Here is a 24,628-nt window from a genome sequence, read left to right as displayed (position 1 = left end):
CCGGTATGGACGTGCTCATCTCGCCCTCCGAACTCGCTGACCGGCTAACCGACTTCCGGCTGCTGGACGTGCGCTGGACCGTCATGGCGCCGGACGGTCGCGCGGCCTACCTGGCGGGTCACCTTCCCGGCGCGGTGTTCGTGGATCTCGACGTCGACCTCGCCGATCACTCCGTCACGGGTCGCGGGCGCCATCCGCTGCCCACACCGCAGGCTCTTGCGGCCAGCGCCCGCCGCTGGGGTCTGAACGACGGCGACGCCGTGGTGGTTTACGACGATTGGAACGGGCAGGCAGCTGCGCGCGCCTGGTGGCTGCTGCGCGCGGCGGGCGTCTCGAATGTCCGGATACTCGATGGCGGCTGGGCCGCCTGGCAGCGGTCGGGTGGTCCGGTCGCGACGGAGGAGGTTGTCCCCGTGGTGGGCGACATCACCATCACCTCGCTGCACGGTCTTGCCGCCGTCGACGCCGATGCGGTTGCCGCTCAAGCCCAATCACCAGACAATCTGGTATTCGACGCACGCGCAGCGGCCCGCTATCGCGGCGATGAAGAACCCCTGGACCCTCGTGCCGGGCACATCCCTGGTGCCGTGTCCGCTCCCACCGCCGAGAACCTGACCGCGGACGGCACCTTCAAACCGGTAGCCGAGTTGCGTGAACGCTTCGACAAGTTGGGTGCGGGTGCCGCACCCGTCACGGTGTACTGCGGCTCGGGCGTCACCGCCACCCATCAGATCGCGGCGCTTGCCATCGCCGGATACGACGCGGCGCTCTACCCGGGCTCGTGGTCGGAGTGGTCGAGCGACCCGCAACGCCCCGTCGCGACGGGTCCCAACCCGGCCTAGAGCAGTCCGGCTGCCAGCGCGATGATTCCCAGCAGCGGTGGTATCAACTGCTTCAGGGCCGCGGAGGCCTTATCGGGCGACGAAATCAGCAGCACCAGCCCGGCAGCGACCATCGATCCGGCGCCGGTGAACACCAGCGTCGCACCCACCGAGGTACAACCGCGCGCCCACAACACCGTGCCCGCGCCGATGGCGACGGCCAGAAACAGGTTGTAGAAACCCTGGTTGAAGGCCAGCGGTTTGGTGATCTCGGCTTCCTCCGCGGTCCGGACCCCGAAGACCTTCCGGGTCTTCTCGCTGGTCCAGGAGATCGACTCCAGGTAGAAGATGTACACGTGGATAAGCGCGGCGATGCCCGTCAGTACCAGCCCGGCGATGATCATGCCGCGAAATCCTATCCGGGGTCTGGCTAACGCAACACCGGCTCACGCGTTTCGTCGGCCGGTACCGCCGCCGTGGTGCCCGGCCGTGCGCCGACATCGGTCCGTGAGTTGAGCATCAGCACCACCAGGCAGACCGTGGCTAAAAGTGCACCACCACACAGCAGCACCGGATGCGTCAGCAGCGGCGACGCATCGCTGAGCATCGTCAACATCATCGGTACCCCGAAGCCCAGGTAGGTCAGTCCGTAGAAGACGGCGGTGAGTCCGGCCAGGTCCGTCGGCCCGGCAATCCGATTGACCTCTTGCAGGCCACTGACCAGTGCCGTGCCGTAGCCGGCGCCCAGTGCCAGCGCGGCGATCAACACCAGTGGGATGGTGAGCTGGTGTGCGGCGAGCGCGGCGAGTGCCATACCCACGGCGACCAGCGCCAGCCCGATGATGCCGAGCCGGGCGGTGCCCGCCCGGTCGAGCCTGGGCGCCAGCATCTGGGCGGTGAAACCGCAGCCCAGGCACACTAGGCAGCACAGCGCGGAAAAAGCGATGCGATCTCCCGGAAGTGTCGGGGCAATCAGTGTCGGCAGCACCGCATAGGCCACCGCCGCCGAGCCGAACACCCACGGCGCCAACGGCATCACCACAAACAGGAAGCGCCGGCGGCGCGCTGCCGGAATCTTCAGGTCGTCGATCAGCCGGCCCGGAGCGCGCTCGGCCGCCGATTCCGGCACCGAAAGCGCCAGCACCGCACCGGGAATCGTGATCGCGATGTTGACCAGGAAGGCCAGGTGCTGCGGCCAGGGCCCCCACTGCGCCAACGCACCGGCCACGGCGGCGCCCAGTGCGAATCCCGCGGTCAGGCTCATCGCCCCGCGCCGCGCGCCGGCACCGGGCCGGTCGAACGGCGGCGCGGAAAGCTCCTTGACCCACGAGCTCCCGGCCGCCATCGCCAGGCCCAGCGCGACACCGGACAAGACGCGGCCGGTGAACAGCAACGCGAAATGTTGCGCACCGAGCGCGAGCACCAGCGAACCCAGCATCGAGATAAACGGTGCGGGCAGCATCACCGCGCGACGACCGTAACGATCCGAGAGCGGTCCACCCAGGAAAAGGGCGGGGATGATGCCCAGCACGTACGCGAACAGCAGCGTATCGACCGATGCCGCGGACTGTCCCGCCTGCCGGTACATCACCAGCAGGGGAGTGAATTCGTTACCACCCCAAGCAATTCCGAACATCGCCAGACCGACACGCTGCCAAGGCGCGAGGCGTGAGGGCAGACGACTAGTCAACTTCCGTCACCACTTTCATGTGCTCGACCAATTCGGTGCTGAAACGGGCCGCGTCGCCCGCCGCCAGCGCGTCCACCAGCGCACGGTGCCCGGCGACCGATCGCGCGACCCGCACCGGGTCCACTCCGATGGCCGCGGCCGCCATCCGGCGCTGGCGCTCCCTTAGGGAGTCATAGAAGTTCTCCAACAGCGGGTTGCCCAGCTTGGCCACGATCGCACGGTGAAAGTCCACATCGGCCGCCGCGAAACCCGCGGCATCGCCCTGCGCCGCGCGGCCCAACTGCACCTCGATGAGCGCCGAGAGGTCGGACAGCAACGACTGAGGTGCGCCCCGCTCGGCGATGCGTGCCGCCGCAGCTCCCTCGATGACGCGGCGGGCGTCGACGACATGACGGCGCTCCTCGGGGGTGATGGGCACCACCAGCGCTCCGCGTTTGGGATAGAGCCGCAGCCAGCCTTCGGTTTCCAGCCGCAGGAATGCCTCGCGTACGGGGGTGCGGCTGCACCCCATGCGCGCGGAGATCTCCCCTTCGCTCAGCAGTTCGCCGCCAGGAATGTCACCGTTGAGGATGCTCTCCTTGACGGAGCGGTAGGCCTCTTCACTCGCGGAGATGGCCACCGTACGAATCATAGACACAACATGTATCTAAGCTCACCGCCGGTGGCCCCCACAAGCCGAAAGTCGCACCTCACAGGGTGTTCAGCGTCACGTCGACGGCTGCCGCCCGGTCGCCGTCACCTCGGATTGCAGACCGTCGAAGTGGCACGCACCGCTGGTCCGGAACGGCTCGGCGAGCTGCGCGGTGTATCCGGCCGGATAGTTCGGCTTGGCCGCCATGCCCAGGTCGTCGCTGTGAAAGCGCCGCGCCGGGTCAAATGAGAACGTCCGCAGCAGATGGTCCCAGACCAGCGTGAACAGCCCGAAGTTGACGTCGCCGATGCCCGCCCACTTGAGGTGATGGAACCGGTGCCCCTCATTGAGCGCCAGCACCACCCGCAGCCGGCCGATCCGGTAGTCGGCGTTGGAATGCTGCAGCAACAGCTGGACCGCGATCAAGACCGTCAATGCTTCGGCGACCGCCTGCGGCAACCCCATGATGAGAAGCGGCGCCGTCCCTGCCATCAGTTCCAGCCCACCGTGCACGGGATGTTTCATCAATCCGTTGAAGCCGTAGAACCTTTTGATGCTGTGGTGCACGGCATGCAGTCGCCACAGGGCCGGCACCTTGTGGCTGGCGTAGTGCATGAGCGTGATTCCGAAATCGGCGACGGCCGCAGCGATGAGCACCTGCAACACAAAGGGGATCGACGACGGCCACCAGGTGTGGAACGGCGAGAGCAGCGCCACCGCCGGTACGACCAGCACCGTGAGTAGCAGCGCGGTCTCGTTCACGAAGGCATGCGCGGCATCCCGCCGCGCGTCTCCCATCGACTCGTTCCACTCGGGCGAGTAGGGCGCCACCCGCTCGGCGAGGAACGACAGTCCGATCGCCACCAAAATGAGCACCACCATCCACAGCGGTGCCCAGGGCCGGTGCGCCAGCGCAATCGCAACCCCGTTGATACCCAACAACATCAGCGGCACGTAGCCGTATCGCACAAACCAAATAGCCATGCAAGCAGTCTTGGTTTTTGTGTGTATGCCGCGCATGTACAGATCCGTTGACCTGTCGCAGATACTCAAAGGCATGGTCTGGACAGGCGCGGCAGTCATCGAACCCGGGCGGCTCGTCTACCGCGGGGCGCTGGGGGATACCCATCGCCATACTCATGCGGCGGTGCAGATCGCCATCGCCCTGGACGGGACACTGCAGCTCACCGACGGCGCCGATCGCAGGGTCAGCACCCGCGCCGCCGTCATTCCCGCGGGAGCGCAACACACCGTGCACGGCGGCACATCGACCGGCCTGATGATCTATCTGGAACCCACCTGCTTCGAAGGCCGCGCTCTCGGCGCGCTGTTCGACAATGCCGCACGCGACGACGCCACCGCCTGGTGCGCCGCCGCATCAGAACTCAGTGACATACAAGATGATTCGTCCTCGGCAGAGAGCGTCATCGCCCGACTTGTCGGCGATGTGCACGCGTCAGAACCACACGAAAGTGTCCGGGAGGCCATCCGGCTGCTGCCCGGGATGCTGACCGGGCCGGTGCGGTTGGCCGAAGTGGCGCGGGTCGTACATCTCTCCGCGGACCGGCTGGGCCGCATGTTCGCCCGCGATACCGGCATGTCCTTCCCCGCGTATGTCCGCTGGGCACGGCTCATCCGCACCATCGAGGTCGCGCGCACCGGAGGCACCCTGACCGATGCCGCGCACGCGGCCGGTTTCAGCGACAGTTCCCACGCCAACCGGGCGTTTCACGAGATGTTCGGCATCACCCCGGTGGAGCTGCACCGCAGTGTGCAGCTGAGCTAGCGGAGCCCGGTGCGCATGGATTTAGACGCGTGCTTCGATAACACCATGCAACGGACCATCTACACCGAGGACCACGAGGCATTCCGCGAGTCCGTGAAGGCGTTTGTGCAACGCCACGTCGACCCGCGCGCCGAGACATTCATCGAGCAGCGCTACATTGACCGCGAGCTCTGGGAAGAGGCCGGTAAGCAGGGTTACCTGGGCCTCGACGTCCCCGAGGAGTTCGGCGGCAGCAGCGCCGGCGACTACCGCTACAACGCGGTACTGCAGGAGGAACTGGCCCGCTCCAGCGCGGCCCTGGCCTCCTCGATGTCCATTCACTTCGACATCGTCGCCCCGTACCTCGTCGAGCTGACCACCGACGAGCAGAAGCAACGCTGGCTGCCCAAGTTCTGTAGCGGCGAGATGATCACCGCGATCGGCATGACCGAGCCCTCGGGTGGCTCCGATCTGGCGGCCCTCAAGACAACGGCCGTCAAGGACGGCGACGACTGGGTCATCAACGGCTCCAAGACGTTCATCACCAACGGTGCGCGAGCCGATCTCGTCGTCGTCGCGGCACGCACCGCGCCCGAGCTGAAGGCCAAGGGCATCACCCTGTTCGCGGTCGAGGAGGGCATGCCCGGCTTCGAGCGCGGCCGCAAGCTGGACAAAGTGGGCCAGCCCGAGGCCGATACCGCCGAGTTGTTCTTCACCGATGTGCGGGTGCCCGCCGAGAACGTCATCGGCGAGGTCAACCAGGGATTCATCTCGATGATGCAGCGCCTGCCTCAGGAGCGGATGGGCTGTGCGGTCGCCAACATCGCACACGCGGTCGCCGTGCTGGAGGAGACCGTCGAATACGCCAAGGAGCGCAAGGCGTTCGGTCAGCAGATCGGCAGCCTGCAGTACAACAAGTTCCTCATCGCCGAGCTCGTCACCAAGCTGGAAGCGGCACAGGTGTACGTCGATCAGGCAGTACTGGCCCACAGCAAGGGCGAGCTCACCGCGATTGACGCGGCCAAGGCCAAGTGGTGGTCGTCGCAGGTCCAGAACGAGGTCATCGACGCCTGCGTACAGCTACACGGCGGGTACGGCTACATGAAGGAGTACCGGGTCGCACGCGCTTGGATGGACGCGCGCGTCACCAAGATCTGGGCAGGCTCCAACGAGATCATGAAGGAACTCATCGGCCGCGACCTGGGCTTCTGAGGCCGCAGAACGGGGTCGGGTAGGAAGGAATTCATGACCGCCAGCGACCAAGCCGGACGCATCCGAGTTCCCGCCGATCTGGACTCGGTGACGGATATCGCCGAGGAAGACCACTCAGACATAGGCCCGGCCGCCGTCGAGCGCATCTGGCAGGCGGCACGGTACTGGTACCAGGCCGGCATGCACCCCGCCATCCAGGTGTGCTTGCGGCATAGGGGCAAGGTGATCCTCAACCGTGCCATCGGGCACGGTTGGGGCAACGCCCCCACCGATCCCGTCGACGCCGAGAAGATTCCCGTCACCACCGACACGCCGTTCTGCGTGTACTCGGCCGCCAAGGCCATCTCGACGACGGTGGTCCACCTGCTGGTGGAGCGCGGCGCGCTCTCGCTCGACGACCGGGTCTGCGAATATCTGCCCACCTTCACCAGCCGCGGTAAGGACCGCATCACCATCCGGCACGTGATGACGCACAGCGCCGGTATCCCGGTCCCCACCGGTCCGCGTCCGGACATCACCCGGATGGACGACAGCGAGTACACCCGCGAACAGCTCGGGCAGCTGCGCCCGCTGTACCGGCCCGGCCTGGTGCACATGTATCACGCGCTGACGTGGGGGCCCTTGGTTCGTGAGATCGTTCTGGGCGCCACCGGCAAGGGCATTCGCGACATCCTTGCCACGGAAATCCTTGACCCCCTTGGGTTCCGATGGACCAACTACGGTGTGGCGCCCGAAGATGTACCGCTGGTGGCACCGAGCCATCCCACCGGCAAGCCGCTGCCCGCACCCATGCGTGCGGCCTTCCGCGCGGTGGTCGGCGGCACCATGCACGAGATCATCCCGATGTCGAACCAGCCGTTCTTCCTCACCGGTGTGGTGCCGTCGTCCAACACCGTCTCCACGGCAAACGAGCTATCCCGATTCGCCGAAATCCTCTGCCGGGGAGGGGAACTCGACGGCGTACGGGTGATGTCACCCGAGACCATCCGGGCCGCGGCGGCACCGGCCCGGCGCCTGCGTCCCGACATGGCGACCGGTGGCATGCCCATGCGCTGGGGAACCGGATACATGTTGGGTTCCAAGCGTTTCGGGCCCTTCGGCCGCAACTCACCGGCGGCCTTCGGACACACCGGCCTTGTCGACATCGCCGTGTGGGCGGACCCAGCGCGCGCCCTGTCCGTCGGCGTGGTCAGCAGCGGTAAGCCCGGCAACCACAAGGAGGCCAAGCGGTATCCCGCGCTGCTGGACCTGATCGCCGCCGAGGTGCCGCTCGTCGGCTGACCGGCCCGACGAGCACCTGTTTCACGGCTTGTTTACTGGGTATACCTGCGCTGGATCGGGGAATCAGTGACCACGGACCCAGTAAAGGAAATACCGACATGAAGTTCTCCCATCACCTCACCCGCCGCACGGCTGGCGCCGCGTGCGTGCTCGGGGCCGCCGCCGTCATAACGGCCCCTGCCGCCTCAGCCGCACCGGATTGCAGCCAGGAACGACTATCGGACACCGTCGGTTCGACCACGATCGCGGCGCGCGGCTATCTCGATAGCCATCCTGGGGCCCGCGCCGTGATCGACGCTGCCTCCAACCAGTCACGGCCCGAAGCCTCCGCCAACATCCGTTCCTACTTCACCGCGCACCCGACCGAATACCACGAGCTGCGCGGCATCCTGGCGCCGATCGGGGATGCCCAACGCGAATGCAACGTGACCGTCTTACCCCCGGGGCTTGCCTCCGCCTACGACGAATTCATGGCCGGCTGAGTAGGGCTAGAGGTCCAGACCCAGCAGGGCGTTCTCGACCAACTCGGGAAGTGCGGGATGAATCCAGTACTGCCCGCGCGCCATCTCGCGAGCCGGAATCGAGAAGCTCATCGCGGTGATCAGCGACTGGATCAGCGCCGAAGCCTGGTAGCCGATGATGTGCGCGCCCACTAGCAACCCCGTGGCACGATCGGCGATCAGCTTGCACAGGCCCTCGGTGTCCTCCATGGCCCACCCGTAGGCGATGTCGCCGTACGTCTGCACCTTGACCGCGATATCGAGTCCGCGTTCGCGCGCTTGTTCCTCCGAGAGCCCCACCGACGCCACCTGCGGACGGGTGAATACCGCACCCGGTACATACCGGTGGTCGCTGGCCGTGGTCGGCGAATCCCATCCGGACAGCAGATTCGCCTGCACCACACGCGCTTCGTGATTGGCCACATGCTTGAGCAGATATTTCGAACTGACATCCCCGAGCGCGTAGATGCCCCGCACCGCGGTGCGCTGGTACTGATCGACCGGCACACTTCCCTTGGCATCGAGCGTCAAGCCCGCCGCCGCCACGTCGAGCTGATCGCCGTTGGGCGTACGCCCCGTGGCGACCAGCAGTACATCGCCGGTCACCGTCGACCCATCGCTGAGGTCTACCTCGACACCGCCGCTTCCGGTCTCACGCAGGCCCACTGCCTCGGTGTTCAACCGCACGTCCCACCGCTGCCCGACGATCTCGGTGAAACGCCGCGAAATGGTCTCGTCCTGAGCGCGCAGCAAGCGCGGGCCGCGCGCAATCACGGTGACCTTCGAGCCCAGCCCACTGAACACGTGCGCGAACTCCGCGGCGATGAAACCGCTGCCCACGATAAGTACCCGTCCCGGCAGTTCTGGCAGCCGCATGATGTCGTCGTTGGTGTGGTACGGCACGCCGCTTGCGGCGATCACCGGCGGAATGACCGGCCGCGAACCGGCCGCGATCACCACCTGCCGCGCCTCCAGCACCGTCCCGTCGCCCAGCTTGAGACGGTGCACCGAGTCGCCGTCGGCATCGGTCCCCGGCTCGATGAACCGCGCTTCCTGCTGAAAGACAGTGATATTCGGGCAATCCTCCACGCGATAGCGCAATCCGGCCGCCGCGATGGGATCGATCCGGCCGAAGACCCGATCCCTGATATCGCCCCACCGGGTGCCGTTAACCGAGCTGTCCACGCCCAGCCGTGCGCCCTCACGTGCCTCATCGGCCAGGTCCGCCGGATAGACGAACATCTTGGTAGGGATGCAACCGACGTTCAGACAGGTACCGCCGTACGCGCCTCCGTACACGCCCCGATCGACGATCGCTATCTCCTGGTCGGCGAACCTATCGTCGGGCAAGGAGTTTGCGCTGCCGGAACCGATGATGACGAGGTCGTACATCTACTCTCCATCTCCTGAGGCGGGCCCGTGACGGCCAGCGGACCCCTCTACGCTGCCATATCGGCCGGCGCCGTGACGGACACCCGGGTACCGGCGCCCGGCGCCGAGGTGATCGTGACTGCGCCACCGGCGGCCTCGATGGGAACGGTCAGCGAGGCCAGGCCGATATGCCCATCGGCAACCGAGAGCACGAGATCACGCGGGTCGAAGCCCCGGCCGTCATCCGTGACGACGAGGGTGAGCCAGCACCGTCGCGAGCTGAGCTCCACCCGAATGTTCTTGGCCCTGCCGTGTTTCACAGCATTGGTCAACAATTCCTTGGCCGCGCGGTAGACCAGTGGTTGCGCCGGGGGGCTGCCCACCTCCTCGACGGCCGTGCTGACGTCGACGATGCCACGCGCCGTGTGCTGACGCGCCAGCTCCCGGATCGCCGCCGTCAATCCCAGCTCGATCAACACCTGCGGATGCAGCGACGACACCGCGCCGCGTAGCTCGGCCGCCGTCTCTCGCAACGATGAGTGCACCGCCGTCAGCACCGGATCCGACTGGCGTTCAAGTACTTCCTCGATGCGCAGACGAGCCGCCAACAGATTTTGGAGCGGACCATCGTGCAGCCGCTCGGCCACCTCGCGATTGCGGCGCTCGTCGGCACGCATCGATTCCAGGACCAACTGCTCACGTATGTGCACCAGCTGGACGACGCGCGCGGAACGGCGTTTGAGCACAAAGCACATACCTGTCGTGAAGACGGTCAACCACAGTAGCGCCGCCCAGGTCACGTACTCGTCGCCCGGAATCCTCTCCAGATTGCCATCGGCGATGTAGTACACAAGTATGCCGAAATATGCTACGGCCGTGATGATCCCGAGAATTGCCGTGATAGCGGGCCGTTCCTGGAAAGCCACCGACACGGGGAGCAGGAAGAACACCGGCAGCAACTCGGTGTTGCCTGCGCCGGATGCCAGGCACAGCATCACCACGGCGGCGATATCTGCCGAAGTGGCTGCGGGAGCAACCCAATCGGCAACCTGTCCGCGTACCGCGATCCCCACCCATACGACGGCCGACAGCGTGTACGCGGCCAGCACCCCGTAGTAGACGCCGTTGTGCCACATCTGAATATTCGGATCTGAACCCAGCAGCACTATCAACCCGATAAGCGGCAGCCGCAGCCAGGCCGACACCCGCATGGGTTCAGCGGCGAAATAGTCGGCCATGTTATCCAGCCGGGTCATCGCAGCTATTCCAGCAAGCCGCGGCGCATCGCTTCTGCCACCGCCGCGGCACGGTCGCCGACACCGAGCTTCTCGTACAGGCGCTGCACATGAGTCTTCACCGTGGAGGGAGCCAGAAACAGCGCCCTGGCAATCGCCGGCACCGTCTGCCCGGCGGCAATCATCCTGAGCACCTCACGTTCGCGGGTACTCAGTGAGGGCCCCGCCGGTTGTGCCCGCTTGCGGATCTCGCCGGCCAGCCCCGCCGTCAGGCTTGCCGCCACCACGTCGCGTCCCCGCGCGCAGTCGAGCACGGCGCCGACCAGCTCAGTCCGAGTGGATTCCTTCGACAGAAATCCGGCCGCCCCTTCCTCCAATGCGCGATACACAATGGCCGCGTCGTCGTGTGCCGAGAGCAGCAGCACCCTGGTGGGTAGTTCGTCACGGCGTACCGCGGCTGCCACCTGGGTGCCGTCCAACTCCGGCATTCGGTAGTCCACCAACGCGACATCGGGCCGGTGCTCCCTGATCAGTTCCAGCGCGCCGGTGCCGTTCTCAGCCTCCGCGACCACGGTGATCTGCCCGCTGGCCGTGAGCGCCCGCACCACGCCCTCCCGGAAGAGGGGGTGATCGTCCCCGACGACGACCCGCACAAGTTCGCCGCTCACCTGCATAAACGCAAGCTTGACACGCTAAATCCACGCCTGTCCCCCGATTGGGGGACATCAAGATCCCCCGGTGCATCCGTCGGTCGCCCGACAGACTTTCCGGCTTCGCCGCCGCATCGTTGAACTATCACCAAGCTCCCGGTGATCCACCTTAAAGATCAACTGGCACAGGAGAAATCATGAAGAGGTACCTCATCACCGGAATCACCGCAGCCACTCTCGCGCTCGCGCCGCTCGGGTGCGCGCTCGGCACCGCGGCCGCCCAGAACGACGGCTCCGACCAGAACGACGGCTCCGACGCCCAGCAGACCGTCCGAGAGCTGCAGTCGCAGGGCTACCACGTGATCGTCAGCAAGACCGGATCCAAGGCCCTCAACCAGTGCACCGCGAGCAGCGTCCGTCCCGGACAGACCACTGTTCGGTCCGATTACGGCCTGCCGAGCAACAAGCGACCAGGCGTCTTCACCACCACCACGACCACCAAGACCATGTACGTGGACATCACCTGCTGAGGCGCGGGCGGAGGGGCTGGTCTCGAGTACGCACCAACCTCGTCCCATTTGGTGCCGATTCAGACACGGGTGGGTAACGGCGCTCGCCAACGGTGCTCCGGCCATACGAGACTGCGTATGCGACGGGTCTCACGCTGCCCGCGACGCAGGACGCAACTGTCAGAGCGCTGGGCCAGAGAGCTTCTGGTGGAGAAGGAGATTGTCGTGAGTGCGCCCAACGACTCCGTGGCGGACGGCTCCGAGGACGAGATCCTCGACCGGACCGGTCCCATCATTCCCATCAAGCTCGGCGCGCACGCCAAACGGCAACGCGCGGAAGCAGCCGCACAGCAACAACAGCAGACCCAACCGGAGCCGCTACCGTCCCAATTGCCGCCCCGCGGGCCGCTTTCCATTGTCGATGCGGTGCCGCCACACGACCCGCTGGTGGATCTTCCGCCGGCCATCGGCGACGCGCTGGGAGCCCAGCTCCGTTCGGAGATTCTTCCTCCACTGCGTCGCCCAGCATCCGCGGGCTGGCGTAAATGGGTGTACCGCGGAAGTTTTGGAGTCATCAATCCCGGTGAGTCCCGCGAGGAGGCCGAGCTTCGGGAACTCACTGCCGTCGTGCGCAGCCCCTGGCGTGGTATCCACTCCCTGGCCGTGTTGGGCGGTAACGGCGGCGTCGGCAAGACGATGATCACCGCCGCGCTCGGATCGGTGCTTTCCGAGCTGCGCCGCAAGGACATGGTGCTGGCCACGGACGCCGACCCCGGCCAGTCGGCCAACCTGGCCTCATGGATCGACCCGTCGGCCTCATCCACCTTCGCCGACGTGCTGGCGCAGCACGAGCCGGAACGCAATTTCGATCTGCGCTTCTTCGTCGGTCAGAACTCCGAAACAGGCCTGGATGTGCTTGCCGCCAATTCACATTCGGTGCGCCCACGCGGAGAACTGAACGCGGAGATCTACACCCAGGCCCACCATCGGCTGCAACGGCTCTACAGCCTGCTGATCACCGACACCGGTGTGGACTTCTGGCATCCGGTGATGCCGGGTGTGCTGCGCTGCGCCAACGGCGTGGTGCTGGTGGCGGCCGCCACGCCGGTGGGCGCCGAGGGCGCGGTGCGCGCGATCGAATGGCTGATCGCCGAGGGCTATGAGCACCTGATCCCCCGGATGGTGGTGGTGATCAACCACGTTCGTGGCTACGACAATCGCGAAGATCGCAGGAACTCCGAACGCCTGGTGGCGGCGATGGTGGCCCGGTTCCATCGCTGGATCTCGCCCAACCACATCGTGGCCGTGCCGTATGACCCGCACATCGCGACCGCGGGCCCGTTGGATATTCAACAGCTGCAGCCGGAGACCTGGCACGGGTTGTTGACGGCAGCGGCCTCCGTCTCCGCGGGACTGGCCAGCGCCTGGAGCGTCTAACGCAGCGCGTAACCGCCGTCGGTGTACAGCGTCGAGCCGGTTGTCGCGGAGTTCAGCAGTAGATACACCGCGGCCTGGGCGACTTCACCTTCCGTGACCGGTCGGCGCAGGGTGGCGGCTGCGGCGATGTGCTCGAAAGCCTGTCGACGTATCTCGGGCGGGCGCTGATTCCAGAGGTGCCCGTCCACGGTGCCAGGGGAGAGCGCGTTGACCCGGATGGGCGCCAGCTCGTGGGCCAACCCGCGCGCCAGGCCTTCGATGGCCGCGTTCGCGGCGACATAGGCCGGAGCGCTTCCGGCAGGCCGGACGCTGGCAGCACCCGACATCAGCACCACCGAGGCATCGGAGGACAGCTTGGGGAGCGCGGACTTCACCACGCGGTACTGGCCCCAGAACTTCGACTCGAACGGCGTGGCGGCCTGTTCCACGGACAGCGCGGCGATCGAACCGGTCACGTAGGTCGCGGCCGTGGTGAACAACCCGTGCAACACCTCGATCTGGTCGAAGAAGGCGTCGATGCTCGCCTGGTGTGCGGTGTCCACCAGATGCCAACGCGCCTTGCCGCCCAGCTCCTCTGCGGCCACCGCCAGGGTTGCCGGTGTACGCCCGCCGAGCACCACGTCACCGCCGGCCGCGGTCACCAATCGGGCCACGCTCAAACCAATGCCGGTGCCCCCGCCGATGAGCACGACGGTGCGGTCGGCGAACGCGGTGCCGGACAAGAACCCTGTCACGTGGGCGAAGCTACCCGACCGCCTATCCTTGCTGGAGTGTCCGAATTGTCCCGTACTGAGTTGCGCGCGCGCCTCGACGGTGTGACCTTTCGCGACGCGTCCCGCCTGGGACGCCGCCTGAAGAATCAGCGTGACACAAACCCGGACGCGCTGACGAAGCTCGCCGAGCAGATCACCGCCGCCGAGGCGCTGATCGCCACCCGTGCCGCGGCGGTTCCGGTCATCACGTATCCCGATCTGCCCGTCAGCGCGCATCGCGAAGAGCTCGCCCACGCGATCTCCGCCCATCAGGTGGTGGTTGTCGCGGGTGCGACAGGATCGGGAAAGACCACGCAGCTGCCCAAGATCTGCCTGGAATTGGGACGCGGAATCCGCGGCACCATCGGCCATACCCAGCCACGCAGACTCGCCGCACGCACCGTCGCCGAACGCATCGCCGAAGAGCTGGGCACCCAGCTCGGTGAAACCGTCGGCTACACAGTTAGATTCACCGATCAGGCTAGCGATCGCACCCTGGTCAAGCTCATGACCGACGGCATCCTACTGGCCGAGATCCAGCGCGACCGCCGGCTGCTCCGCTACGACACGCTCATCCTGGATGAGGCACATGAGCGCAGCCTCAATATCGACTTTCTACTCGGCTACCTGCGCGAGCTGTTACCGAGGCGGCCCGACCTGAAGATCATCGTCACGTCAGCCACCATTGAGCCACAACGTTTTTCGGCACATTTTGGCAACGCTCCCATTGTCGAGGTCTCGGGGCGGACCTACCCGGTGGAAATCCGGTATCGGCCGCTGGAAGTGCCGGTGCACGGCACCTCCGGGGCGAAGGCGGAGGACGAACCCGATGACCCCGATCACGAGATAGTCCGTACCGAGCTACGCGACCAGACCGAGGCCATCGCCGATGCGGTACGCGAGCTGCAGAACGAGCCGCCCGGCGACGTTCTGGTGTTCCTGTCCGGCGAACGCGAGATTCGCGATACGTCAGAAGCGTTGAGGGACATTGTCCGCGCCGGCACCGAAGTGCTGCCGCTGTACGCCCGGCTACCAACTGCCGAGCAGCACAAGGTCTTTGCATCGCACACCGGCAGGCGCGTGGTGCTGGCCACCAATGTCGCCGAGACCTCGCTCACGGTGCCGGGCATCCGGTACGTCATCGACCCCGGGACCGCACGCATCTCCCGCTACAGCCGTCGCACCAAGGTGCAGCGCCTGCCCATCGAGCCCATCTCCCAGGCGTCCGCCGCGCAGCGATCAGGGCGGTCCGGACGGACCGCACCGGGCATCTGCATCCGGCTGTACTCCGAGCAGGATTTCGAGGCGCGGCCCCGCTACACCGATCCGGAGATTCTGCGCACCAACCTTGCCGCCGTGATTCTGCAGATGGCGGCGCTGCAGCTCGGCGATATCGAGAACTTCCCATTCCTGGATCCGCCCGACAAGCGCAGCATCCGCGACGGCGTACAGCTGCTACAGGAGCTGGGCGCGTTCAGCGCCGACGGCACCATCACCGAACTGGGCAGACGCCTGGCGCGGCTTCCCCTCGACCCGCGGATCGGCCGGATGATCCTGCAGGCCGACGCCGAGGGATGCGTCGAAGAGATTCTGGTGCTCGCCGCGGCGCTATCGATTCCCGATCCGCGGGAACGCCCAGCGGACCGTGAGGAGGCCGCGCGGCAGAAGCATGCCAGGTTCGCCGATGACCATTCGGATTTCATCGCCTATCTGAACCTCTGGCGATATCTCCAGGATCAGCGCAGCCAACTGTCCGGCAGCGCGTTTCGCCGCATGTGCCGCAACGAGTTCCTGCACTACCTGCGCATCCGTGAATGGCAGGATCTGGTGGGGCAATTGCGCAGTATCGCCCGCGATCTCGGTATCCGGGAGTCGGGTGAGCGCGCCGACCCGGGACTGGTCCATGCCGCCCTGATCGCCGGGCTGCTCTCACACATCGGTCTGCGTGAGGGCGATACCCGCGACTATTCCGGCGCGCGCAACACCAAGTTCGTGCTCGCTCCCGGCTCGGTGCTGACCAAAAAGCCGCCACGCTGGGTGGTAGTGGCCGATTTGGTGGAGACCAGTCGTTTGTTCGGTCGCATCGCCGCACGTGTCGAACCGCAGGCCGTGGAAAGGCTCGCCGGGGATCTGGTCCACAAGACCTACAGCGAGCCGCACTGGGATGCCGAGCGCGGAGCCGTGATGGCCTTTGAACGGGTGACCCTCTACGGTCTGCCCCTAGTGCCACGCCGCCGCGTCGGCTATGCACAGGTCGATCCCGAGCTGGCCCGCGAGTTGTTCATCAGGCACGCGCTGGTGGAGGGTGACTGGCAGAGCAAGCATCACTTTCTGCGGGACAACGCGCGGCTACTGCGCGAGCTGTCCGAACTGGAGGACAAGGCCCGCCGGCGCGACCTACTGGTGGGTGACGACGAGATCTACGCGCTCTATGCGGCACGCATCCCCGCGGATGCGGTGTCGGCGAGGCACTTTGACGCGTGGTGGCGCAAGCAGCGCCATAAGACGCCGAACCTGCTCACCTTCACGCGCGACGAACTGCTACGCACCGCGGATGCGGGAGCCGATATGCCCGACACCTGGCGTGCGGGCGATGTCGCGCTCCCCGTGACGTATCGGTTCGAGCCCGGCGCTGCCGACGACGGCGTGTCGGTACACATACCGGTGGAAGTCCTCGCGCGCCTCGGGGGCGATGAATTTGCCTGGCATGTACCGGCTTTACGTGAAGAACTGGTCACCGCACTCATCAAGTCGCTACCGAAAGACCTGCGCCGCAACTTCGTTCCCGCCCCCGACACGGCGCGCGCGGTGCTGCAGAATCTCGACCCCGGATCCGAACCATTGGTCTACGCGTTAGCACGCGAACTGCATCGACTCAGCGGCATTCGAGTGCCCACCGACGCATTCGACCTGGATAAGGTTCCGCCGCATCTCCGGGTGACCTTTGTCGTCGAATCCGCCGATGGCGCCGAGGTGGCCCGCGACAAGAATCTGAGTGCCCTGCAACAGCGGCTCGCGGATTCCACGCGTCAAGCCGTTGCTACGGCGGTAGCGGGGCAGTGGGAGCGCAGCGGTCTGCGCGCGTGGCCCGGCGATCTGCCTGAATTGCCCCACACCGTCGAACAAGTCAGCGGCGGACACACCGTACGCGGATATCCCGCGCTGGTCGACGCCGGCACCTCGGTGGACATTCACGTGTTCGCCACCGAATCCGAGCAACGGGCGGCCATGGCCACTGGTGCCCGCCGCCTGTTGCGGCTGTCGATTCCATCGCCCATGAAAACTGTGGAGCGAGGCCTCGATCCGCGTTCCCGACTGCTGCTCTCGTCCAATCCGGATGGTCCGCTGTCGGCGCTGCTGGACGACTGCGCGGACGCCGCCACGGATCTGCTGGCGCCGGTGCCGGTGTGGACGCGCGCGGAGTTCACCGCGCTACGGGACCGCGCCGCACAGAGTCTGGCGGCGACCACCCTCGACATCGTGCGACGCGTCGAGAAGGTGGTGCAGGCCTGGAGTGAGCTGCAGGTAGCACTGCCCACCAAAGCGCCTGCGGCGCAATCCGAGGCGATTGCCGACATGCGCGACCAGCTCGACAGGCTGCTGGATGCGGGGTTTGTCGCGGCGACCGGAGCGGCGCGCTTGACCGACTTGGCCCGCTACGTCAACGCTATCGGCAAACGGCTGGAGCGGCTACCTCAAGGAGTGGAAGCGGACCGCGAGCGGATGCACCGCGTGCATGCCGTTGAAGACGCCTATGACGACCTGCTGCGCGATCTGCCCGCCGGCCGTGCCGACGATCCCGACATCCGGGATATCGCATGGTTTATCGAAGAGCTGCGCGTGAGCCTGTGGGCCCAACAGCTCGGTACCGCGCGGGCCGTAAGCGAGCAGCGAATCCTCAAGGCCATCAACGCGGCTCGCTGACACACCCGGGCCGTGCGCGAGCTCCGGCGACCACGAAAATCTATGGTGTCCAAGACATGCATCTGATCATGACGATTGATGTCGTCTATAGCGATCTATAGTGACATCGATGGAACTGCGTCATATCCGGTATCTCCTCGCAGTAGCCGATCACGCCAATTTCACCCGCGCGGCCGAGTCATTGCACATCTCGCAACCGACGCTGTCCCAGCAGATCAAGCAGCTCGAACGCACGCTTGGAGTGATCCTGCTCGATCGTTCGGGTCGCGCCGTTCGATTGACCGATGCCGGCGAGGCATACGCCCAGCACGCACGCCTGGCCCTGCGCGATCTGGATGCCGGAGAACGCGCCGTGCACGATATGCACGATCTGTCGCGCGGGCATCTCCGCATCGCCATGACGCCCACGTTTACCGCCTATTTCATTGGGCCACTGGTACATCGGTTCCACAGCGCGCATCCAGGTATCACCCTCACGGTGCGTGAGACAACGCAGGACCGCATCGAGGCCGATCTGCTGGCCGACCGCCTGGATCTGGGTATCGCCTTCGCGGGACCACATCCCGCGGGCATCGACCACTGTGCGCTATTCACCGAGACTCTGCGCCTGGTGGTGGGCACCGGACACCGGCTGGCGATGCGACACCGTTCGCTGCCGGTGGCTCAACTCTCCCGTGAGGCGCTGGGCCTACTCAGCCCGGATTTCGCGACGCGGCAGGACATCGACGCCTATTTCGCCGGCCTCGGGGTCGCCCCGCACATTGCCGTCGAAGCCAACTCGATCAGTGCCCTGCTGGAGTTCGTCAAGCGAGGATCGCTGGCGACCGTGCTTCCCGACGCGATCGCACATGAGCATTCCGACCTGCACCTGGTGCCGCTGTCGCCGCCATTACCCATCCGCACCGTGGAGTTGTTGCGCCGCAGCAGCGCTTATCACTCGGCCGCGGCGCGCGCGTTCACGGAGATGGTCCATGCGGGCGCCCGAGGGCGCTGAGCCTCATCAGCTATTCGTTGGACCAATAGAAGTCATTGAATACAAGTATTGGACTCTATAGCACCAGCTAGCCCACTCTGGACTCAGCGACGGGTACCGGCATCCACCTGGACTCACCCCTAGCCCGTCTCCGGAGAGGAACAGACACCGTGGTGCACGCGCAATTCGATCCCACCAGTCGCGAAGAGCTGGCCATCGCGGCCGTGGAGGCCAAGATCGCCAAAGACCTGAGTTGGCAACAGATCGCCGACGCGGCGGGATACTCACCCGCGTTCGTCACCGCGGCCGTGCTCGGCCAGCACCCGCTGCCCCCGCGGGCCGCCGACACCGTCGCTGGCCTATTGGGCCTTGGGGACGACGCGGCCTTACTGCTGCAGACCATCCCGACACGCGGATCGATTCCCGCTGGGGTGCCGACCGATCCGACGATCTACCGCTTCTACGAGATGCTCCAGGTGTACGGGACCACGTTGAAGGCACTGATCCATGAGCAGTTCGGAGACGGCATCATCAGTGCGATCAACTTCAAACTGGACGTACGGAAGGTGCCCGACCCCGACGGCGGGTATCGCGCGGTCGTCACCCTCGATGGTAAGTACCTGCCAACGGTGCCCTTCTGATCGGTCACCAATCTTCGAGTCCCACATAAGGAATCCCATGGACTTCGCACAACGAACCATCGACCTCGCACGACGTAACGTCGAGGAGGGCGGTCGACCCTTTGCCACCATCATCGTCAAGGACGGCGCTGTACTCGCCGAGAGCCCCAACAGAGTTGCCCAGACCAACGATCCCACCGCACATGCCGAGATCCTGGCCATCCGTGAGGCCTGCACCAGGCTGGGCACCGAGCATCTGGCCGGCAGCACCATATTCATCCTGGCCCTACCGTGCCCCATGTGCCTGGGTGCGCTCTACTACTGCTCGCCTGACGAGGTCGTCTTCTTGACCACCCGCGAGGCCTATCAACCGCACTATGTCGACGATCGAAAGTACTTCGAGTTCAACACCTTCTATGGCGAGTTCGCCAAACCCTGGGACCGGCGGCGGCTGCCCATGCACTATCAGGCCCGCGACGACGCCGTCGACGTCTACCGGCTATGGCAGGAACGCAACGGCGGCAATCGCCACGTCGCCGGAGCACCCACCGCCACCTGACGCCGATACCGCGCACTGCCGTCAGCCGGTCGTCAATTCACAAATCACGACCGGGATTTGCCTATCGGTATTGCGCTGGTATCCGTCGTAACCGGGGAACGACTTGACGATGCTCGGCCATAACCTGGCTTTCTCCTGCGCAGAGGCGGTACGCGTGTGATACTGCCGAGTGGCGCCGTCCGCCGTGATCTCGACGGTCGGGTTGGCCACGAGATTCTTGTACCAGTCGGGGTGATCCGACGATCCACCTTTTGAGGCAACCAGCACCAACCGATCGGGCGCATAGACGGGCGAGGTCAGCAGCGTCGAGATGCGGCGACCCGTTTTCCGCCCGGCGACATGCAATTCAACGGTGTGGTTGCTCCCGAATCGCTGCCCCAGCCGCCCTCCCGTTGCCGCGAGGAGCAACCGATGGCTGGTTTCCATGGCCCGGGCTCCCGCTCCCAACACCCAGTCGGGGGTACGCGCGCGGGTCATGCTTGGTGCACATTCGACGCCGGACGCACCAGCGATAGGTGAGCTCGGCGGCCACGGAGGCCGCCGTCTCGCCCCAGCTGCGCCTTCACATCCTCCGGCAGGGCCCGGGAGAGGCGCCAAAGGATCGTTGCGGGAATGCCTTTGATGATTCCTGCGTCATAGAAGAAACGCGCCATCGGACCGAAAAGGAACCGTGCGTTCTCACCGTAGCGTCGTGCCAAGAAGCCCGTGAGCATGCCCGCCGCCGGATTGACCCCTATCGCCCGGTACATCCGCGGATTGGCCAACCCCAGTGCCGGAAAGAGCAGTGCGGCTCCGCCCGCTGCAACACGCGTAAGAAAGCGGCCGGCAGGCCCCGCATCACGGTAACCACGCACGATCTCGTCCTTCGCAAACGAGACATGCCGTGCTTCCTCGATCACGTGAATCCGCATGGCGGCACGCGCATGCGGCTGCAACGCAGGATCGTTCATTCCTTCACGCTGCAGGCGATCCAATATCTCTTCTGCCATCAAGACGGCGGTGTACATCGCGGGACCGACCGGCACCAACGCACTGAAGAACGGGACCGCGCCACGCGCGAAACGCGGCACACGGAACTCCACCGCCGTGGCGTCTTCACCCATCTTCTCTACCAGACGGGCAAACATTGTGGAATGCCTTGTTTCCTCACCGATTTCGGTGAGGAGATATCTGCTCCGGCCGCCCGTCACGGGGCTGACCATCAGATCGTGATACAGAAAAACGGCCAGCGCGGTCTCAAACCAGATACCGAGGATCAGAATCGAGCCCAGCTGTTGCCTTCCGAACTCGAGCCGCTGCTCCCGAGTGAGACTCTCCCAGAGCTCGGTGCCCTCCAGACCCACTCGATGTGGGCTCAGCCAAGGCCGGGCGGGATCAATCGGGGCTTCCCAGTCGATGTCGATCTCCGGGTCGTAGTACTTCTCGGCCGAGGCCTTGAGCCGTCGCTCCAGCGCGCGCTGCGGATCCGCATCCGGACGTGTGCGAACCTGGCCTCGTTGGCTCGTGACTTCAACACCCATTACCCACTCCCATCCCGCGGCGAACACACCGTCGCGATCTGTTGTTACTATAAGTACCGGGTATATACTGTTCGGTATAGTTGGACGTTACTCCTTCCCGCTCAGGAAGCAAGACCCGTTACTCAACGTGTGTGAAAGGGGTGGGCATGCGGCTGATCGACGATTCCGCGCACATGGACGACGGGGTGGACTACTGCGGTCCGGCGACCCTAGTGATCGAGGGCGAAGAGTTCGAGACCCGCGTGCGGTTGCGCGGCCTCTTCCAGCCGATCGACGGCACCTACCGCTGGCACGGCCGAACCGATTCTGGGACAAGTTCACTGGCTCGGTTCGGCAGAGACAGAGCATCGGGTGCTATCCGCACGGCCCACGGGCAGGCCGCTGTCATCATTGACGAGATCGATCTGTGGGGGCGATACCGCCTGCGCGGCAGTGGCCGCCCTCCCTTCCCTCCCGCTGGACTGCCGCATGACCGCGACTAGCCAATACATAAGGACCAGAGACTGTTTCATGTCTCTGGTCCTTATGTAGGAATCGTCAGTCGCTGGCTATGCGCCCCACTTGGCTCCTTCGGCCATGTCGCGGGCGTTCATCGACAAGGTGTTGGTTTCGTGGGTGGAGCCCATGGCGCGGTAGGCGCGGATGAGTTCTTCCATGGCGGTGTTCCACTGGGCCTGCCAGGCGGCCTGGCTCATCGAGGTATCACCGTGCCAGACCGCCTGCAGGGAGGCCTGCTGGGCGGCCAGGTCAGCACCCAGTGCGGTCAGCACACCCGAGTAGGTGTTCATCTCACCGGCGTGGGCCAGCATCGCGGGGTAGTTGAAAGTAATCTGCGACATTTCTCTGTCCTGTCTGTTGGGGTTAGACGCCGACGTAACGGCTGGCGGCGGCGGCGTCCTCGGCCACATAGGTGGCCGCGGCATCACCGAGGTTGACCTGCGCGATATCCAGCAGCGCGTTGACCTTGGCCGCTACCTCCACGAACCGGGCATGCGCAGCCTGGAACGCCACCGAGGACTCACCCACATGAAACGCCTGCGCCGACAACGCCGCCGACTCCGCCGGCGAAATCGTCGAACGCATCAACGCCGTCTTGGCACCAAAAGTGCCCTCCGCGGCCACCAAAGCCGGAATATGCGCATCAAGCAAACTCATAACATCTCCTCAATCATGTTGTGTTGTCGGTAATCCAGATGGTCGATGGAGCTCGGGCGGGCCGGTCAGGTGCTGGACCCCCCTTCGGCGGGCCTGTCTGGGCCGTGTTCGGAATCGGTGCCCCAGCTGGTGGGAAGCATCGGTACGGTACGTGCGCCGTCCAATGCTTCGGCCGTACCGCTGTCCCGTTCCACCAGCCCGGCAGCCGCCGTCGTCCCGGCCGCTGCCGGAGCGGTGCCGGCAAAACCGAGTCGGCCCGCACCTCGCGCCGACGCCCCGACGCCCGTGGTCTGCCGCGCCGCGGACTCCGAAAAGTCCGGAGCCACCGACGAGTTCATGTCCATGAACTGCGGAGCCGGATCCTTGATCCGCGCCGCGCGCTTGCGGCGCGCGCGTGAGCGTGCCGAGGCGGCAGCCGCGGCGGCGGCAGAGATTCCGGCCGCCGGCGCCTTGGCGCCGCTGCCCTCATTGAGCGTCGGCCCAAACCTTGCCGCCGGTGGATCCTCCTGCACCGCGTACACCATGTAAGCCGGAGTAGCCGTGGCCGGAGCCGGTGCCGGTGGTGCCGAGCCGCCGGACGTCACCGTGGTGGTTGTCGAGCCACCCGGTGTCGGTGAGCCCGAAGGGACATGAGCCAGTTGCAAATCCTGTTGCGGACTCCTTCGCTCAATGCGGGTCGGCTCTCTGCCCGGCTCGTCCTCCTGGCCCGGCTCCTCGATCCCTGCGGGAGGCACCAGCGCCGATAGCGCGAGCCCCAGCACGATCGGCAGCCAGGCCGGCGCCGAAAGCAGCACGCCCCAGAAGGTGAACCCGAAGGGAATGAAGAAGGCCTCGTACGCGATGAAGAACAAGAGCGGGAACCACGCAAAGAACGCGGCTACCGGGTTCCTCATGAAGTCTTCGATCATGTCCTGAAGCGTGCCAAGCGGATTGGTCATGAACCGCATCAGCTGATCCATGATGTTGTTGCTGCTATCGAGCGCGCTGCCGGATTCGGCGGCTTGCGGCTGTGCGGCCATTGACATCATGTCGGCCGACATACGGGACATTTCGCCGCCGGGTGCCATGATCATCGGCGATGGCTGCGTAGGTGTTGTGGCCGCCAGGGCCGCACTCGAAACACCTTGATACACGCCCATGGTGGTGGCGGCCTGAATCCACATCCGGATGTAGTCGGCCTCGTTCAGCGCGATGGGAATGGTGTTGATACCAAAGAAGTTGGTGGCCAGCAGCACTCCGTGGATCATGTGGTTGGCGGCCAGCTCGGCCAGGGTGGGCATGGCCGCCAGGGCGGTGGTGTAGGCAGCGGCGCTGGTTTCGTGCAGCACGGCGTTGGTGGCGCTCATCGCACTCTGCTGGGTCAGCCAGGCCAGGTAAGGGGCGTGACTGGCCGCGTATTGCATAGCACTGGGGCCCTGCCACGAACCCGCGACGGTACTGCCCAGCAGCTCGGTAAGTTCTGTTGCGGCAGTGGCATATTGCGTGGACAACGCCTGCCATTGCGCGGCAGCGGCCAGCAGTGCGCCCGGCCCGGGTCCGGCGCTCAGCAGCGCCGAATGGACCTCGGGGGGAGAAGCCATCCAAATCGGAGCCGACACCGGTGTTAACCCCGCGCGATCATGTACGCCGCGGCGGCCTGCATGTCCCCGGTGGTGTAGCTGGCCGCGGACTCCGACACACCGAGTCCGGCCCGGCCCAGCTCCTCGACAGCCTGGGCAGCCACACCGCTGTGCTCGATGCCACGGGCGCTAAAGCCCGCCGCGGTCTCCAGCGACACCGGATCGGCCGCCGGGGGCACGACGGCACCGATCACCGGTGCGGCCGCGGCGTGGGCGGCGGCCAGACGCGCGGTGAGCGCCTCCACTGCCGCACTGGTGGCGGTCAGACCTTCCGGAACGACGTTGAGATTCATCGTGGGTACTCCCTTCCCTGAGCAGCATGCTCGCCGACGAGCGAATACGCGGTCGCGCCCGATCCCACTGAATCGGGGCAGACGCGCACCTGCCCCGGCTGGCACTGATGA

26 protein-coding genes are annotated in these 24,628 nt (G+C 65.7%); 12 read left to right on the top strand and 14 right to left on the bottom strand.

Annotation, left to right across the window (positions count from 1 at the left end; translation table 11 throughout):
* Positions 1 to 5: 5 nt before the first annotated feature.
* Positions 6 to 842, top strand: a complete 837-nt coding sequence (locus tag MAB_RS00505; protein ID WP_005114312.1) for a sulfurtransferase — start codon at positions 6 to 8, stop codon at positions 840 to 842.
* On the opposite strand, the gene MAB_RS00500 is transcribed toward MAB_RS00505, so the two are convergent.
* The 4 genes from MAB_RS00500 to MAB_RS00485 form a co-directional block, all read right to left on the bottom strand.
* Positions 839 to 1,225 (bottom strand): DUF1304 domain-containing protein, encoded by a 387-nt coding sequence (locus MAB_RS00500; protein ID WP_005086131.1) that lies wholly within the window; start codon positions 1,223 to 1,225, stop codon positions 839 to 841. The genes MAB_RS00505 and MAB_RS00500 overlap by 4 nt on opposite strands.
* Positions 1,226 to 1,251: 26 nt before the next feature.
* A complete protein-coding gene (locus MAB_RS00495; RefSeq protein WP_434089299.1) occupies positions 1,252 to 2,511 on the bottom strand; it encodes an MFS transporter in 1,260 nt (419 codons plus the stop codon).
* Positions 2,504 to 3,142 (bottom strand): GntR family transcriptional regulator, encoded by a 639-nt coding sequence (locus tag MAB_RS00490; RefSeq protein WP_005062703.1) that lies wholly within the window; start codon positions 3,140 to 3,142, stop codon positions 2,504 to 2,506. Before MAB_RS00490 ends, MAB_RS00495 begins: the two co-directional genes overlap by 8 nt.
* A gap of 75 nt (positions 3,143 to 3,217) precedes the next feature.
* On the bottom strand, positions 3,218 to 4,126 hold the full coding sequence (locus MAB_RS00485) for a sterol desaturase family protein (protein ID WP_005091887.1): 909 nt from the start codon (positions 4,124 to 4,126) through the stop codon (positions 3,218 to 3,220).
* A gap of 25 nt (positions 4,127 to 4,151) precedes the next feature.
* On the opposite strand from MAB_RS00485, the gene MAB_RS00480 reads away from it, so the two are divergent.
* The 4 genes from MAB_RS00480 (at position 4,152) to MAB_RS00465 (ending at position 7,882) form a co-directional block, all read left to right on the top strand.
* Positions 4,152 to 4,928, top strand: a complete 777-nt coding sequence (locus MAB_RS00480) for a helix-turn-helix transcriptional regulator (RefSeq protein WP_005086127.1) — start codon at positions 4,152 to 4,154, stop codon at positions 4,926 to 4,928.
* 45 nt (positions 4,929 to 4,973) lie between these two features.
* The gene (locus MAB_RS00475; RefSeq protein WP_005072191.1) at positions 4,974 to 6,119 is read left to right on the top strand and encodes an acyl-CoA dehydrogenase family protein; all 1,146 of its coding nucleotides are present in this window, start codon (positions 4,974 to 4,976) and stop codon (positions 6,117 to 6,119) included.
* 33 nt (positions 6,120 to 6,152) lie between these two features.
* Positions 6,153 to 7,400 (top strand): lipase LipE, encoded by a 1,248-nt coding sequence (lipE, locus tag MAB_RS00470; protein WP_005086125.1) that lies wholly within the window; start codon positions 6,153 to 6,155, stop codon positions 7,398 to 7,400.
* A gap of 98 nt (positions 7,401 to 7,498) precedes the next feature.
* Positions 7,499 to 7,882 (top strand): heme-binding protein, encoded by a 384-nt coding sequence (locus tag MAB_RS00465; protein WP_005086124.1) that lies wholly within the window; start codon positions 7,499 to 7,501, stop codon positions 7,880 to 7,882.
* 6 nt (positions 7,883 to 7,888) lie between these two features.
* On the opposite strand, the gene MAB_RS00460 is transcribed toward MAB_RS00465, so the two are convergent.
* From MAB_RS00460 to MAB_RS00450, 3 genes are read right to left on the bottom strand one after another with little or no spacing between them, the layout of a single operon-like run.
* Positions 7,889 to 9,292, bottom strand: coding sequence for a mycothione reductase (locus MAB_RS00460; RefSeq protein ID WP_005086123.1), 1,404 nt, complete (start codon positions 9,290 to 9,292; stop codon positions 7,889 to 7,891).
* A 47-nt stretch (positions 9,293 to 9,339) separates the two neighbouring features.
* Positions 9,340 to 10,527 carry a sensor histidine kinase gene (locus MAB_RS00455; RefSeq protein ID WP_005112836.1) on the bottom strand — a complete coding sequence of 396 codons (1,188 nt, stop codon included), beginning with the start codon at positions 10,525 to 10,527 and terminating at the stop codon, positions 9,340 to 9,342.
* A gap of 5 nt (positions 10,528 to 10,532) precedes the next feature.
* On the bottom strand, positions 10,533 to 11,180 hold the full coding sequence (locus MAB_RS00450; RefSeq protein WP_005087440.1) for a response regulator: 648 nt from the start codon (positions 11,178 to 11,180) through the stop codon (positions 10,533 to 10,535).
* A 173-nt stretch (positions 11,181 to 11,353) separates the two neighbouring features.
* On the opposite strand from MAB_RS00450, the gene MAB_RS00445 reads away from it, so the two are divergent.
* Positions 11,354 to 11,686, top strand: a complete 333-nt coding sequence (locus MAB_RS00445) for a hypothetical protein (protein ID WP_005112834.1) — start codon at positions 11,354 to 11,356, stop codon at positions 11,684 to 11,686.
* A 186-nt stretch (positions 11,687 to 11,872) separates the two neighbouring features.
* A complete protein-coding gene (locus tag MAB_RS00440) occupies positions 11,873 to 13,102 on the top strand; it encodes a MinD/ParA family ATP-binding protein (protein WP_005072184.1) in 1,230 nt (409 codons plus the stop codon).
* Here MAB_RS00440 and MAB_RS00435 read toward each other — a convergent pair.
* Complete coding sequence (locus tag MAB_RS00435) at positions 13,099 to 13,836, bottom strand: SDR family oxidoreductase (protein WP_005086116.1); 738 nt, start codon at positions 13,834 to 13,836, stop codon at positions 13,099 to 13,101. The genes MAB_RS00440 and MAB_RS00435 overlap by 4 nt on opposite strands.
* Before the next feature lie 36 nt (positions 13,837 to 13,872).
* On the opposite strand from MAB_RS00435, the gene hrpA reads away from it, so the two are divergent.
* From hrpA to MAB_RS00415, 4 genes are all read left to right on the top strand, one after another.
* The gene (gene hrpA, locus MAB_RS00430; protein ID WP_005134001.1) at positions 13,873 to 17,778 is read left to right on the top strand and encodes an ATP-dependent RNA helicase HrpA; all 3,906 of its coding nucleotides are present in this window, start codon (positions 13,873 to 13,875) and stop codon (positions 17,776 to 17,778) included.
* Positions 17,779 to 17,887: 109 nt separating this feature from the next.
* Positions 17,888 to 18,772 carry a transcriptional regulator CynR gene (gene cynR, locus MAB_RS00425; protein WP_005112831.1) on the top strand — a complete coding sequence of 295 codons (885 nt, stop codon included), beginning with the start codon at positions 17,888 to 17,890 and terminating at the stop codon, positions 18,770 to 18,772.
* Between the two features lie 149 nt (positions 18,773 to 18,921).
* Complete coding sequence (gene cynS, locus MAB_RS00420; RefSeq protein WP_005072180.1) at positions 18,922 to 19,392, top strand: cyanase; 471 nt, start codon at positions 18,922 to 18,924, stop codon at positions 19,390 to 19,392.
* A 37-nt stretch (positions 19,393 to 19,429) separates the two neighbouring features.
* On the top strand, positions 19,430 to 19,930 hold the full coding sequence (locus MAB_RS00415) for a nucleoside deaminase (protein WP_005112830.1): 501 nt from the start codon (positions 19,430 to 19,432) through the stop codon (positions 19,928 to 19,930).
* Between the two features lie 21 nt (positions 19,931 to 19,951).
* On the opposite strand, the gene MAB_RS00410 is transcribed toward MAB_RS00415, so the two are convergent.
* A complete protein-coding gene (locus tag MAB_RS00410; protein WP_005086108.1) occupies positions 19,952 to 20,407 on the bottom strand; it encodes a nitroreductase/quinone reductase family protein in 456 nt (151 codons plus the stop codon).
* On the bottom strand, positions 20,404 to 21,450 hold the full coding sequence (locus MAB_RS00405; protein WP_005086106.1) for an AurF N-oxygenase family protein: 1,047 nt from the start codon (positions 21,448 to 21,450) through the stop codon (positions 20,404 to 20,406). The genes MAB_RS00410 and MAB_RS00405 overlap by 4 nt, the downstream gene beginning before the upstream one ends.
* A gap of 146 nt (positions 21,451 to 21,596) precedes the next feature.
* Between MAB_RS00405 and MAB_RS00400 the strand changes: the two genes are divergently transcribed.
* A complete protein-coding gene (locus MAB_RS00400) occupies positions 21,597 to 21,932 on the top strand; it encodes a DUF4873 domain-containing protein (protein ID WP_005086104.1) in 336 nt (111 codons plus the stop codon).
* 66 nt (positions 21,933 to 21,998) lie between these two features.
* Here MAB_RS00400 and MAB_RS00395 read toward each other — a convergent pair whose 3' ends face one another.
* The 4 genes from MAB_RS00395 to MAB_RS00380 all read right to left on the bottom strand — a co-directional run bounded on the left by MAB_RS00395 (position 21,999) and on the right by MAB_RS00380 (position 24,517).
* A complete protein-coding gene (locus MAB_RS00395; RefSeq protein ID WP_005112827.1) occupies positions 21,999 to 22,289 on the bottom strand; it encodes a WXG100 family type VII secretion target in 291 nt (96 codons plus the stop codon).
* A 22-nt stretch (positions 22,290 to 22,311) separates the two neighbouring features.
* Positions 22,312 to 22,605, bottom strand: coding sequence for a type VII secretion system protein EsxS (locus MAB_RS00390; RefSeq protein ID WP_012296264.1), 294 nt, complete (start codon positions 22,603 to 22,605; stop codon positions 22,312 to 22,314).
* A gap of 65 nt (positions 22,606 to 22,670) precedes the next feature.
* Positions 22,671 to 24,203 carry a PPE family protein gene (locus tag MAB_RS00385; RefSeq protein WP_005098619.1) on the bottom strand — a complete coding sequence of 511 codons (1,533 nt, stop codon included), beginning with the start codon at positions 24,201 to 24,203 and terminating at the stop codon, positions 22,671 to 22,673.
* A gap of 5 nt (positions 24,204 to 24,208) precedes the next feature.
* Entirely contained in the window at positions 24,209 to 24,517 is a 309-nt protein-coding gene (locus tag MAB_RS00380; RefSeq protein WP_005091736.1) for a PE family protein, read from the bottom strand.
* Between the last annotated feature and the right edge of the window lie 111 nt (positions 24,518 to 24,628).

It is taken from the genome of Mycobacteroides abscessus ATCC 19977 (assembly GCF_000069185.1).
Lineage (GTDB): Bacteria > Actinomycetota > Actinomycetes > Mycobacteriales > Mycobacteriaceae > Mycobacterium > Mycobacterium abscessus.
The sequence above is the reverse complement of the archived record's forward strand: the minus strand, read 5'-3'. Positions and strand labels throughout refer to the sequence as shown.